The organism is Aneurinibacillus migulanus (assembly GCF_001274715.1).
Lineage (GTDB): Bacteria > Bacillota > Bacilli > Aneurinibacillales > Aneurinibacillaceae > Aneurinibacillus > Aneurinibacillus migulanus.
On the sequence record NZ_LGUG01000004.1, the window covers coordinates 1299908 to 1313794 of the forward strand.

Sequence of the window (13887 nt, forward strand, 5' to 3'; positions counted from 1 at the left end):
CTGGTTCTCCTCTCCGAGAGATACAGCTAGTGATAACGGGGAAAAAGACGACTCTGCATTCAAATACTGAATTAGAGTCGTCTTTTTTGATGAATCAATTTAGTTACTCTAAAAAACGCTAGTTTTTCAGTGGCCTCGCTTAGGCTGGTGGGTTCTTCTTTAAGCATGTCGTTCTTTTTTTTCTTGTTCTTCTTTCTCTTTATAGCAATCCATGCAATAGCTGTTTTTTTCCATTACTTCATACTCAGTAAGCTTTACACCACAATTCCAGCAGGTTGTCTTTGTCAAGATAATATCCATAACTCTCCCTCAATTCTTTATACTTTTATAATCTTATACATTTCATACGTAATAGCGATGCTTAAAGTTTGTTAATAAATTGTGAATTTATTTATAATTTTAATTTAACTGTGAGATATCTAATGGAGATCGGGCTGTATTATCAACAATGTATAAAATTACCCATTTATTTATATACAGCTTAAACAATTTTAAATACTTTTTATCTTGCTAAAATTTAAATAAACATAAAAGACAGGAGGGAATGTATGTTAACAAAAGTCGCTGATCTTTTCTCCCGTGGAGTTCGTCGTTATCTCCCGGACTCATTAGTTATTGCTGTACTGATGACGCTCTTTGTATTGGTCATCGCCCTTATTATGAATCCTTCATCACCTATGAAGATGTTCAGCGCATGGGGGGACGGTTTCTGGAAATACCTTGCCTTTACGATGCAGATGGTACTCGTGCTTATGACGGGAATGGTGCTTGCAGCGGTTCCGTTTATTAAAAAAGGGCTGGAAATCATGGCTGGTTGGGCGAAAACCCCGCGTCAGGCTTACATATTCACATTCCTTGTTTCAGCCGTTGCCTATTATATCAACTGGGGATTAGCTGTTGTAGTCGGTGCCATTTTTGCGAGGGAAGTTGGAAAAAGAAATGAGAAAGCACACTTCCCCTTGCTTGTGGCTGCCGCATATGCGCCTACCGCTCTTTATTCCGCCGGTTTATCGAGTTCTATCGGCTTAACGGTTGCTACCCCGGATCACTTTTTAGCTGATATGATGGGCGTAATTCCTACATCGGAAACCATTTTTAGCCTGCCTACTATCATTATTTTGCTTACGCTGGCGATTACTATGCCAATCGTCATTGCGCTTATGGCTCCGAAGGAAAATATCGTACGCTATCGGCCGCCGCATATGAAACAACAAGCGCAAAACGAATCGGCGGCTGCTTCGGCCGAGCCGCTTACACCGGCTGAAAAACTAGAGCATGTTCCCTGGTTGGGGATCCTTATGGGAAGCGTCGGATTGATTTATGTGTTTTATGAAATTGCTAACGGAAAAGACATTAATCTTGATATCATTAATCTTGCATTTTTAAGTGCCGGTTTGTTTTTTCATCGTTCACTTGCACAATTCGCGCGCGCCTTCCATGAAGCGGCTACGTCAATTTCACCTGTTATTCTTCAGTTTCCGTTCTATGCCGGTATCATCGCAATCTTAGGGAGCTCGGGGATGGGTCAGGCAATTATCGATTGGATGATTGCGGTTGCTTCTAAAGATACGTTCATTATTTTTACGTACTGGTCTGCAGGTGTAGTGAATATGCTGGCTCCTTCCGGTGGCGGTCAGTGGGCGCTTCAAGGACCTATTCAAGTTCCGGCAGGTATGCAGTTGGGGGTAAATCCAGCTGATGTTGCCATGGCGGTCGGATGGGGAGATGCATGGACCAATCTAATCCAACCATTCTGGACACTACCGATTTTAGGTGTAGTCGGTTTAGGAATTCGTGATATTATGGGTTATTGTATTTTGTTGAGTATTTGGGTTGGCGTTGTTACGTCTATACTTATGTTTTTTCTTTATTAAGCACGTCTATCGGACTGGTCATTGAATATCCCGATGTCGAATAGCTTCCTTGAAAAAAGCACATGGTACATCTCAAAAAGACGTGCCATGTGCTTTCTATGAGTTAGATTATATTCGTAGTAACAAGTTTGCGAACAGAGCAGCTCGTTTAGAAAGAGTATCGATAAGAACATGCTCGTTCTCGGCATGAAGTCCTTCGCCTTCACAGCCAAGTCCATCCAAAGTGGGAATGCCAAGTGCAGCAGTGAAGTTGCCGTCGCTTCCACCGCCAACCGCTGCCTCATCAAGCTCGAAGCCGAGCTCGGAAGCGATGGAGCGGGCTGTATGAAAAAGCTCGCCTATTTGCTCGGTACGTTCCATCGGCGGACGATTCACTTCACCTGTTACTTCGATTGTTGTACCTTCCAATATCGGTTTTAATCCCAGGATTAAAGAACTTACCCGGTCTGCTTCTTCAAGGGATGATATACGCAGGTCGATGTCCGCTTCTGCATATTCGGGCACTACATTGCTGCCGGTTCCGCCTTTGACTACCCCGACATTTACAGTTGACCCTTTTTCATAGTCGGTGAGTTCCTGCAAAACAATCGTTTGTCGGGCCAATTCTTCAACTGCGCTGATGCCGTCACTATGATGGTTTCCGGAATGCGCTGCACGTCCCCATACTTTCAGTTTAAAGATGCCAACGCCTTTGCGGGCTGTTTTTAAGGCGCCGGTTTTGGCTACTGCCGCTTCTGCGACCAATACAACTTCACTCTTGCGAGCTTCTTCTTCGATATATTTTCTTGAATGAATCGAACCGATTTCCTCGTCAGAATTACAAAGAAAAACAATTTTCTTATCCATGGATATGCCAAGTTCCTGTATTGCCTTAACGGCCCAAATAGCTTGGACAATTCCACCTTTCATATCGAGAATGCCCGGCCCATATGCTTTATTGCCTTCCACACGGTAATTTAACCGGCCCTTCTCCCATACGGTATCAAAGTGACCGATGATTAAAATTTGCTTCTCGCCATCTCCGATGGTGAATTTGAGATGATTTCCTACTTCTTTTTCTTCGAATATTTCAGGTGTAACGCCTAGGTGCTTCTGAAAAAGCTCCTGTAGATAGAGCCCGCATTCGTCAACAAGCGCTTTGTCCCGGGAAGGCGATTCCTTTTTAACGAACTCTTTCAGATCCTGTAGAATTTCCTGTTCGCCATCTTGTAGATAGTTTAAAATTTTTGTTGTAGCATCAACCATATTTGTTCTCTCCCTTCTATAAAGTAAAACTTCTATTAGTGGGCCAGTTTCTTGTTTTTCTTATGTTTTTCTCTTATAACGGCCCAGATTAAGAGAATGGCAAAGCAAAATATATATTTTGTTTCAAAAAGCAAAAAGCTTGCCAATCCACTTTTTGAGATGATTTTCATTTTTAAACCTGTATGTGTTTTTATTTGGGTTTATTTTTAGGTTATTTATTTTCCTATAAACAATCCATAAAGGGGTAGAAAGACACAAAATAGCCCATTTTTCGCTGTTTTGTGGGTTGATTTTCTTGGCATAACATTTGCACAAAGTTGAGAATTATGAATTTAGGCATATCAAACACTGAAAGGGAGGGGGAGCACAAAAGATACGTCCAAAGTGAGGAAAAGGATGGTAAGCAAAGTCTTATTATTAAATGAACAAAGAAATACTATATAGGAGGGGGCATGATTTCATGCAATCAACAGCTACAAAACTAGACAACAATGTAAAGAAAAAAAGCTTTCTACGTCCCGATGCATACGTGCTATTATTTTATGTTTTAATTATTTGTGCCATCGCTACCTATATTGTTCCTTCAGGTGCATTCGATCGGGTTAAAAAAGACGATATTACGATGACAGTGCCCGGAAGCTACCATGCCGTAGAGGCGAGTCCGATTAATTTCGTCGAATTCTTTACCGCCATTCAAACCGGCATGGTTAAAGGAGCACCACTTATTTTCCTTATTTTATTTACGGGCGGCGCGCTAGCCGTTGTCGACAAAACGGGAGCCATTGATACGTTTCTCAGAAATATCATTATCAAGTGTAAAGATAGACTCCTTCTGTTGATTATACCTGTATGCTTAATGTTTTCTGTTCTAGGAACGACCGGTATTATTGTTAATTCCGTTATCGCTTTTATTCCGCTTGGTGTCATGATAGCAAGAAGGCTAAAAATTGATGCAGTTTTTGGCGTTTCTCTTATTTATCTAGGTACATATGCCGGCTGGAATGCATCTATTATCAGTCCGCAAACGGTCGGTCTGTCACAGCGTATCGCCGAACTCCCGCTTCTGTCCGGAATCGGCTTTCGAATTGTCATTTATCTGGCTTTCCTTATTGCTACAATCATTTATCTTTACCGTTATGCTAAAAAAGTGCAAAAGGACTCTGCAAAAAGCGTATTAGGCTTGGAGATTTTCCCTAATTCTTTAGGTGAGAGCAACGAAGAGGTCAATAATCAGGTACGTCTTTCTTCCCAACAAAAACTAATTCTGGCCTTTGCGTCGCTTTCTCTTGTAGGCTTTATTATATGTACGCTGATTTTTAAATGGTCTGAAAATGAAATGGCAGGTCTGTTTATCTTTATTGCGATTGGTTCCGGCCTGATTGCCCGCATGGGTGCGAACGAGATCGCTAAGACATTCATGCAGGGATGCCAAAAGCTTGTTTACGGAGCGTTAATTGTAGGAATGGCACGGGCTGTCGTTATTATTCTAGAAGACGGGCAGCTGCTGGATACGATCGTAAACGGACTTGCAACCTTGTTGGCGCCTCTATCTCCGATGACAGGAGCTGTCGGCATGTTTATCGGAAGTGCGGCTCTGCACTTTTTGATTTCTTCGGGTTCGGGAGAAGCTGCAATGCTGGTTCCAATTCTCGTTCCACTAGCTGACTTATTAGATATTACCCGCCAAGTTGCTGTACAGTCTGTCTTGTTTGGAGAAGGGGTCGTTAACTGTATTAATCCTACATCCGGCGTATTGATGGCGATTCTTGCCGTCAGCGGGATTTCGTATGGAAAATGGTTGCGGTTCATGGTCCCACTAGCTGGAATCTGGACTATTCTTTCCGTTATTTTCTTAATTATAGGTGTCTTGATGAACTGGGGACCTTTCTAAGCAGTTCCAAAGAGTAGGGACTTGAAATAACATGCAAAGTATTTTACTATCAGTAAAATACGTTATGTGTGAGGTAAGGGGAGAGGTATGAAGAAGCCAGGTATTCTGCTCGTAACACGCAGTCAGAAGGTTTGCAAGACTTTTGAGAACAACCTAAACATGTTTTTCGGTTCCAAAATACAAATATATTTCCATCATGAGCATCACCCGGTGGATCAGGAAACGATGGACAAGGTAGACCTGGTTCTCCTCTCTACCGGCGGTTTGCCGGAGAATTTACCAAAGATTAGAGAGGGTGTCCCTACTCTCGTTGCAAGAAGAACGATTCATTTACCGAACTTAGAGCAATTAATGGATTTGGCCCCGGGAACGAGGGCCCTTTTTGTTACGAACAATCAGGAAATCGTTAGAGATTCGATTGCGCTTTTGCAATGCTTCGGCTTTTCGCATCTTCATTTTATCCCGTATGTTCCGGGAGAAGATACACCAGTGCCGGACAAAGCTGATGTCGATCTTGCGATTACTCTCGGGTTGCCTGAACTTGTACCTGAAACGATCAAAACGATTATTGATTTGGAAAATCGCCCGATTGATTTGACCACGATCCTCGATATTGCACGTTTGTTACACCTTTCCGTAGAGAAGGCTCATTTCTATACAGCTGAGTTTTTGCGGGACTTTGTCCAATTAGGAAGAAGCCTAGCCATCTCGGTAAATAACGAAAGACGGTTAAAGCAAGAACTAGCATCCATTCTGGATGCGGTTCATGAGGGAATCATCGGGATAGATGAACAAGGCCGTATTACAGTTTTCAATGAAGACGCCGAAAAAATCCTCAAGCTTTCGGCCAAGAATTGTATCGGCAAAACCTTCGATGAAGTCATTCCTGATTTCAATGTACAGGAGGTTTTTCGTTCTCATACTGAAGTACTGGACCAGGTGCTAGAGACGCGTAATCTTCATCTGCTTATTACTAAAATTCCGATGATGCTGGACGGACAGTTTATGGGAGCGGTTGTAACATTTCAGGATGTAACCAAGGTTCAGCGAATTGAACAGGAAATTCGCAAAAAGAGCATCCATCTTGGCTTAACGACCAAGTATTCTTTCCGTAGCATTATCGGTGTGAGCCCATCGATTGCTTTGGCCAAGCAGACGGCCATGAAGCTTTCGAAAAGCGACTTTACAGTACTCATAACAGGGGAGAATGGTACAGGCAAAGAGGTATTCGCCCAGGCGATTCATCAGGCATCCCTTCGGAGCGATGGTCCTTTTGTTCCGGTTAACTTTGCTGGCCTAACGGAGAGTTTAGCTGAAAGCGAGTTATTCGGTTATGAAGAAGGAGCTTTTACGGGAGCGCGGAAGGGAGGGAAAATGGGTTTATTTGAGCTAGCGCACAATGGCACCATTTTCCTTGATGAAATTGGAGATGCCCCCCTTAGCATTCAGGCTTCCCTTCTGCGCGTTCTCCAAGAGCGTCAAGTTATGCGAATCGGTGGAAATCGGGTTATTCCCGTAAATGTCAGGGTCATTGCTGCCACCAATCGAAATTTAATGGATATGGTCCGAAAAGGCACGTTTCGTGAGGATTTATATTATCGGCTCAATGTGTTGCCGCTTCATATTCCTTGCCTGCGGGAGCGCCGGGAAGATTTCTTTATATTGATTGATTATTTTTTGAAAAACAAAAATAAAGAGCTTGTATTCAATGAGGAAGCAAGAAATATTCTCCTGCACTACAATTGGCCGGGAAATATTCGTGAATTGGAGAATTTCATCAACTATTTGATGGTCATTGTTGAAGATAACCAGGTAAGGCCGGAACATATTCCGGAGCGGATTGCGAATGTACAGGCTCAACGTATTACAGGGGCCGATGAATCAGCTGCGGCGCCACTAATAGAGGAAGTGAAAAACATTATTTTCGTTCTAAGCCATCACGGTTCCTTGGCGGATTATGAGGATATTCTCGATATTTTATGGATGTGTAGCAAGCGGCAGGAACGAATCGGACGAAAGATGCTGCAGTCCATGCTTCCCAGACCGTTATCGGAAGCGCAAATTCGCGGCAAGCTTTCCGTACTTAACCGTTGGGGCTGTATTACGGTCGGCATAAAAAAACAAGGATCACAGATTACTTCGCTCGGAATACAGGTGCTTCAAAGCATCAAGGAGGAGCAAAAGCATCTGGCAGATCAGGCGTAAAAAATTCACCGCTAAGGTTGGCAATAGCCTGTAGTGGTGAATTTTTTGATAGGATGATTCATGTTTTGCAAGGTACATCTTTCCTGGTGATCAAATGGTGTAGTGTGTCTTCCGCTAACTAGCGATGAGGTTACGGTTTTTTCCGGCGTAAGGGTGTCGAATTTATAATGTAATAGCTGATAATTAAAACAAGAATCACGCAAGCGTATAGTAGCGTGTGCAGTGGATTATCATGATGGACGATAATGAGACGGGTCATTGCTGTAATCCCGATATACAGAAAGTAGCGAAGCGGGAAATGGTAGTTTTCCTGAAAATACTTTGCAATCATGGCGATGAATTCAAAGTACAGGAAGAAAACGAGGATACGCTCAAGCAGTTGATGAATGGGAGCTTCATTGCGCAAAATGAAGAACTGAATGAAGTATACAATTTCTTTTAGAAGCAAAATGCATAAAATCCCTACCAGAAAAACCAGTGCTGTATTTAATATAAACTGTAGCACAGTAGGAATACTGATAGTTAACCTCACATTTTTACCTTGTGATATCATCCATATCCCTCCTGAATAGCGTTCTGCTTTTCATTATGGCAAAAAGCGTAAGGGAATGTATTAAAATGTATAAAGCTTCATTAGAATTTAACAATGTTATATTTATGTAAGGAAGCTTTGTTACACGCTTTCAATGCTGCCTTCCTATATAAATTACACTTGATAGTTTGACAGGGTAGCGTGGTTGGAAGTAGGCGATTTATCAAATCAGATGTATATAGTTACTTTGCGCAGGATTTTTCGAAGACATGATATATGCTCGCGATAAATCCGCCATAAAATATGATAGTAAAAGCGGTGCTAAACCACGAAAACTCCGTATCCATGAAAACTCCGACACCCATGAAGAGGGCTGCGGTGATGAAGATAATTCCCAGTCCTCTCTGCCTCTCTCGATAGTATACGACTCCGTTTAGAAGCAATCCTAGGCTCAATGAGAGGAGCGCCCATTCAGATAAACGCAAGTAGCCGTATGTTTTCATCATAAGGTGGGGGGATGTGGAAGATTTCTGTATAAAAATGAGCAGTAGAGCTAGGAATAAAAAGAAACCCGGAACAAGATGGAGTACTTTCAGTTTTTTCACTTTCAGCTACCTTTCTTAGCAAATCTTAATATTTAATATACTATACAAGTGTGCTGATTATCCAGTATCATCCAGATTGCATAGACACCAACAACGGGCTCCAAACGGGCGTCGGTTGTTGGTGTCTCTTCCTCTCTCAAGAAATCAACACCCTTGTAGATAATTAATGGATGTGATTGTTTATTAATGCGGATACGGATCGTCATACCGGGCTTTCTCGTTTATTACATCGACAAGTTTGCGGTACGCATCATGTATTTCTTGTTCAGTTGCATTTTCGTTGGCGATGACGGTCTCGGCGTGGGCAATAGCTTCGGCAAAAGCATCGCGCAGTGTAGGAGGATATTGATAAGGGTTTTTCTTTATCTCTTCCCATTCGAATGTAGCAATGCGAAGTTGAGTAATTAATTCCCATTTATCAGCAGGCAGCGCGTGCTGGCTAGCATAGAAACTGGTCTGTACAGTGTACAAGGAATGGATGGCTTTATCGATTTCGCCTCTTGCAGCTCGCTTTTTCCCGGCTGTTTGTTTAGCCTGAATGATTGTCTTGCGTAATGTTTTTATAGATTCTGTTGGGAATTCTCCTTCCATATCTCCGGCATGGGAGGCGGAAAGTTCGGCTTCAGCATGCTGTATGGCTTCTTGTAGCCATGCGTAGTCGGAAGGCGATGCTTCTGTTTTGCGGTAACGAGTAAGCACTTCTTCAGGTATCGCATCAGGCGTTCCTGATTGGCTGTAAGGTAAGGAGCCCCATTTATTAATTTTCTGACCTTCTTCGTTTTCTACTTGAACATTAAAGTGCACACCGCTTACGGACTCTGCTATGACGGTGCTATCTTGTACGCCAAAGGTGTCCTTAGGCAAGAGAATCGTAAGGCGGGTTCCACTCCCGTCTTTACCTGTTATGGCTCCGTCTTTATCAGTGTCGAAACGGACTGGCTGTGCGAGTATTTTTGCAGTTGACGGCAGCTGTTTCCCTGCAATCCAATATTTCTCTCTTGCAATAGCATTCTTGGAAAGAATGGTGTTAAATTGGAGAACGATTACATCTTCTTCTGCTTCTGGCGTTTGATCGGCGTTCACGTTGTCGATGGCTGTACCCCAGACCAGAGCAGGGAGTTCCAAGCGTTTACTCGCTCTAAGAACGGATTCTCTGATAGTGATGGAATAGGTTTGTGTATCACTCTTGTTGCCCACATCGTCTGAGAGGTTACGGACAAGCAGCTCCCAACTTCCAGGATGTCGGGTGACTTCGTCTGGTAAGGTCAGTGTATAGGTCATGTCGTCCTTGGCAGTAATGAAACCGATAACTGATGTCGGTATACGCGCTCCAGATTTTGGTGAAACAAATTCGAAGACAGGTGAAGGCACCGAGCTCTCTTTGATTGAAGGCGTAAGATACTTGGTAGCCCCTGGGATCTGCACAGGTTCATCAAAAGTAACTTCGAGCGTCTCTTGGCCTGGAATTGCACTGAATGCGGGAGCGATTTTGGCGATCCTGGGTGGCTGTGTATCGGCGGTCAAAGTGAATTCGTGCATGATATCAGTCTGATTTGTCATGCCGCTTCCCAAATCCTTCGCCTTTCCTCCCAATAACGTAATACGTATGCGATTGTGTCCGGTAGCGTCATAACTAGGAGCACCATCTTCATCTTGCAGGATACGTGACCAATCTTTTTTTAGATGCAGGTAGTATGTTAGGAATCCCTCATGCTCAATCACAATATCTTCAATCGGCCGTACACGTTCTGTCGTCCACTTGGGATTTCCGTTTTCATCCCAACCACTCTGCCTCTCAAATCGGATCACTTCATTTTGGAGGGGAAAACCCCAGCCGTGCAAGGAAACGGTTTCCGAAGGGAAATGGAGTGCGAATTGTTCTGGTGACTGCATACTAAATTCCGGCATCGGTTCCGTCAATTTTGGGGAGACGAAGATAATCTCTACACCATGCAAGCGCCTTCCGGTTCGCTGTCCCGCATAATCAGCGATACCAAATCCCTCCAGTTTATTCATCTCGCCTGGTGGAAGGTAGCGTGAACGTCCTTCATAGTTCAGCTCCAGCACAGCAAAACGACGGAAATCACCTGAAAGACGACTTTCTGCTGTTTCTGGTTTTGCCTGTGTGAGACGTCCGTAAATTTCGTGCCCATTCATTTTCCAGAATTCGAATCCTGCATTGCGGGTACCGGTATAAATCGGTTCGTCGAATTCGAGCAGGAACGAACCGCTTCCCGTTTGCTGTGTGCTTTTGAGTGCCGGAAGTTTCGTATCTTTGAGAACAAAGGACGCATAGCTGAATGCAAATGCTGGATTTTGCCGTAAGTCGCGAATTCCCGCCGTTATAAGGGCTGACTCTTCGGGTGCCTGATCCTGAGCGAAGCCAATACGTAACACGCGGGAGGATTCCTGGGCAAGATACTGTACGGGGATGCTTTTACCCCGGCTGGTTACTTCCAAAAGAAGGTCTTTATCAAGCCAAGCCTGACGCAAAGCGTTGAAGTCAAAAGGACGGGAAAATGTAATGTATATATCGCTTGCCCGATCGGAAGCTACTTTTGTGATTTTATTGGCAGACTGTCGTTTACGTATTTCCTGTAGAAGACGATCAATCTTTTGATTGAGAATAATCCGCCATTTTTTCTCAGGATCAAGAACAGTTTCCAACCGCTTCAATAAAGCAATAACCGAGTCTGGGGTAAGCCCATAGCGTTTGAGATCGTTTGCCAGCGGTTGATGCTCCGTTTTTTGAAGCGTTTCTGTGAACACTTCCATGAGTACAGCTTCGATGGGGCGTGTCCGATCGGCGAGCGCATCCTCCGTAAGCTTCTCTACGACAAGGTGAGCGGCATCTTCCGAGAAGACACGAAGTTCCTCGCTAATACTGTTTCTATCGAACAGTATAGCAAGTGTGCCTGCATTTCTATGCTCCAATGCTTTTATAGTAGATGCATCACCTCCACTCCCCAGTATAAGAGCGAAGTCACGAAGCAGGAGTGCGGCCTGTACTTTGGAAAGCCCCTTCTTTTCTGCTTCGGCGAAAAAGAACGATAGTTCGTTCAATGAAGTCAGCTTTTCGGGCTGCATGTCCTCGTTGTTCGGCACAGGAGTGACAGGAGTGGTAAGTGCATGTACCGGAGCAGGTATTGCTAGCGCTAAAAAAAGGAGAGTAAGGGAAAGACGTTGTAAGATAAATGGGAAACGGTGCATACAATCCTCCTTAAAAATCATTACTTGCTTATATTGTAAGAAGAAAGAAAAGATTGAAAATGGTTCATTCTCACTCTCTTTATAGCCTGAATAGGTGCTAAGATACAAAAGGGAAAATAGATATGATGAATAGTGAACACAGGAAAGTGATCGTATAAAGAAGCAGACGTGAGTATACTTGAGTAAAAAAGGATACCGAAGATAAAAAACATGAAGGAAGGGGAACGATGATGCATCAACAAGATGATAGCAAAGAAGCAGTGAAGCAACAGTTTGCTCAACATGCGGAGAAGTATGTGGCCAGTGAATCACATGCAAAAGGCGGTGATTTGGTCTTGTTAGCAGAGTGGTTACATCCGCATTCGACATGGGTGATGCTTGATGTGGCAACGGGGGGAGGACATGTAGCAAAGACATTATCTCCGTATGTCGGGCATGTATTTGCCACAGATTTGACACCCCGAATGCTGACGCGGGCTGCCGAGCATTTACGTCCAGAGCACCCGAATATATGGTATGTAGTGGCGGATGCTGAAGCGCTTCCGTTCTTAGATGAGACATTTGATGCAGTAACGTGTCGTATCGCTCCCCATCACTTTCCCCGACCAGAGCAATTTGTCCGCGAGGTAGCACGCGTATTAAAGCCAGGTGGAAGATTTTTAATGATTGATAACGTGGCACCTGCAGGTAAACAGCTAGATTTGTTTATGAACAAAGTAGAGAAAGCAAGAGATGAGAGCCATGTACGCTGCTTATCGATAGAAGAGTGGAGAGGGCTTTTTACAGCGGCTGGTTTAACGGAGCGAAGGGAGTCATTGCGTAGGAAAACGTACGATTTTCCGGTATGGGTAGCGCGTATGGCACGCGATACAAAGCAAATCGAAGCAGTGGAAACGTTACTGATAGACGCAGCGGACGAGATGAAGCAATACTTCGCGGTGAAGATACAGGATGGAAAGGTTATATCCCTACAGGTCGACGAATGGATGGTTTTATTGGAGAAATAGTATAGCAACAAAGAGCGCTTGAGTGATGCAGGCGCTTTTTTTGTGGAGCGTGTGGCATAGAGAGAATCAGACCGGCAATGCTTGCGAGCTTTTCTTATTAATATGGTATACTTTTTGCTTATATTATACAGAGTAACAATTTAACAAAAATTGAGGAGAGATATTGTGTCGGCGAAAAGAAAGATGTTTCTGGCTAATGCTGCGCTGCTTGGCGTGGCGATTTCATGGGGCTATACATTTGTCCTAACGAAAGATTTGCTGGAGGAGATACCGCCGTTTTATTTTCTTGGTACCCGCTTCCTGCTTGCGGCCCTGCTTCTTCTGCCATTAGTGTGGAGAAGTCTGAAACGAACCGGTTGGCAGGTATGGAAAATGGGGATTGGCTGCGGCATAGCGCTCTGGGCAGCCTTTACGCTTCAAGTCATTGGAATTGATTTAACGACGCCTGGAAAAGCAGGGGTAATTACAGGCACGATGGTGGTGCTGGTTCCATTCCTATACTTTGCCTGGGCGCGTATCCCGATGCAGCCAGGGCCAGTGCTTGGAAGTCTTTGTGCATTTAGTGGGCTTGTTCTTCTTTCGTGGGACGGAGGCTGGTCAGGGGTTAATCTCGGGGATGTAATCACATTTGGTGGCGCCATTTTTTTTGCGATTCATATGGTTATGGTAGATCGTTCATATAATCGTGATGTTACATTTGATGCGCTTGTATTCGTCATGATCCAATTACTAATAGTAGGCATTATCGACACAGGGATTGCTGCTTTCATCGAACCGTTTCCAGCTCTGGGCAATATTTCACCATACGGATGGTTCGCATACGGTTTCGATTTGCTCTTTGGAACCCTTTTGGCCTATATTGTACAGGTAAAAGCACAGAAGCATTCACCACCGACACATGTTAGCCTATTGCTCGCGTTCGAGCCGGTATTTGCATTCGTTTTCTCCTGGCTGTTATGGGGAGAAGCAGTTAGCGCCGCTATCATTACGGGCGTGTTTTTGATTTTATCTGGTATTTTCGTGACGGAGGGCTTTGATATGCTGCGTGCGAAAAGCAAATCTCCCGCTCCTGAACTCAAACGTTCTTCTTGATTTATCCCGGTCTAACAGGCAGTAAGCCCTTCACTGGGAAAGGCAGAACCGTAAGCTGATATAAGTTTTACTTTATATGGCACAAAGGCCGGCTTCTTTAATTAAGAGTCGGCCTTTAGTGTATTTTTCGATTGTTTTTAATTGTATCTAGGATGCCAGTAATATCGATTACTTAAGAAAGATGATATAAAATGAAGAAAATCAGATTATGAATTAACGCATATAT

At 43.8% G+C, this 13887-nt stretch carries 10 protein-coding genes; 5 read left to right on the top strand and 5 right to left on the bottom strand.

The window, feature by feature from the left end; genetic code table 11:
• Window positions 1–159: 159 nt before the first annotated feature.
• Window positions 160–300, bottom strand: coding sequence for a hypothetical protein (locus AF333_RS34120; protein WP_162836845.1), 141 nt, complete (start codon window positions 298–300; stop codon window positions 160–162).
• 248 nt (window positions 301–548) lie between these two features.
• Here AF333_RS34120 and AF333_RS08140 point away from each other — a divergent pair, with 248 nt between their 5' ends.
• The gene (locus AF333_RS08140; protein ID WP_043066726.1) at window positions 549–1874 is read left to right on the top strand and encodes a short-chain fatty acid transporter; all 1326 of its coding nucleotides are present in this window, start codon (window positions 549–551) and stop codon (window positions 1872–1874) included.
• 108 nt (window positions 1875–1982) lie between these two features.
• On the opposite strand, the gene AF333_RS08145 is transcribed toward AF333_RS08140, so the two are convergent.
• Window positions 1983–3119: a M20 family metallopeptidase gene (locus AF333_RS08145; RefSeq protein ID WP_043066725.1), complete on the bottom strand. Its 1137-nt coding sequence runs from the start codon at window positions 3117–3119 to the stop codon at window positions 1983–1985.
• A gap of 460 nt (window positions 3120–3579) precedes the next feature.
• Between AF333_RS08145 and AF333_RS08150 the strand changes: the two genes are divergently transcribed.
• Together AF333_RS08150 and AF333_RS08155 are read left to right on the top strand one after the other, a co-directional pair.
• Window positions 3580–5010, top strand: a complete 1431-nt coding sequence (locus AF333_RS08150) for a YfcC family protein (RefSeq protein WP_043066724.1) — start codon at window positions 3580–3582, stop codon at window positions 5008–5010.
• A gap of 87 nt (window positions 5011–5097) precedes the next feature.
• On the top strand, window positions 5098–7215 hold the full coding sequence (locus AF333_RS08155) for a sigma-54 interaction domain-containing protein (protein ID WP_043066723.1): 2118 nt from the start codon (window positions 5098–5100) through the stop codon (window positions 7213–7215).
• A 130-nt stretch (window positions 7216–7345) separates the two neighbouring features.
• Here AF333_RS08155 and psiE read toward each other — a convergent pair whose 3' ends face one another.
• The 3 genes from psiE to AF333_RS08170 all read right to left on the bottom strand — a co-directional run bounded on the left by psiE (window position 7346) and on the right by AF333_RS08170 (window position 11562).
• A complete protein-coding gene (gene psiE, locus AF333_RS08160) occupies window positions 7346–7768 on the bottom strand; it encodes a phosphate-starvation-inducible protein PsiE (protein WP_043066722.1) in 423 nt (140 codons plus the stop codon).
• Window positions 7769–7848: 80 nt separating this feature from the next.
• Window positions 7849–7974, bottom strand: a complete 126-nt coding sequence (locus AF333_RS36725) for a hypothetical protein (protein WP_268753610.1) — start codon at window positions 7972–7974, stop codon at window positions 7849–7851.
• A 561-nt stretch (window positions 7975–8535) separates the two neighbouring features.
• A complete protein-coding gene (locus tag AF333_RS08170; RefSeq protein WP_043066720.1) occupies window positions 8536–11562 on the bottom strand; it encodes an FIVAR domain-containing protein in 3027 nt (1008 codons plus the stop codon).
• 230 nt (window positions 11563–11792) lie between these two features.
• Between AF333_RS08170 and AF333_RS08175 the strand changes: the two genes are divergently transcribed.
• Entirely contained in the window at window positions 11793–12569 is a 777-nt protein-coding gene (locus AF333_RS08175) for a class I SAM-dependent methyltransferase (protein WP_043066770.1), read from the top strand.
• Window positions 12570–12734: 165 nt separating this feature from the next.
• Window positions 12735–13661: a DMT family transporter gene (locus AF333_RS08180; protein WP_043066719.1), complete on the top strand. Its 927-nt coding sequence runs from the start codon at window positions 12735–12737 to the stop codon at window positions 13659–13661.
• Window positions 13662–13887 lie beyond the last annotated feature (226 nt).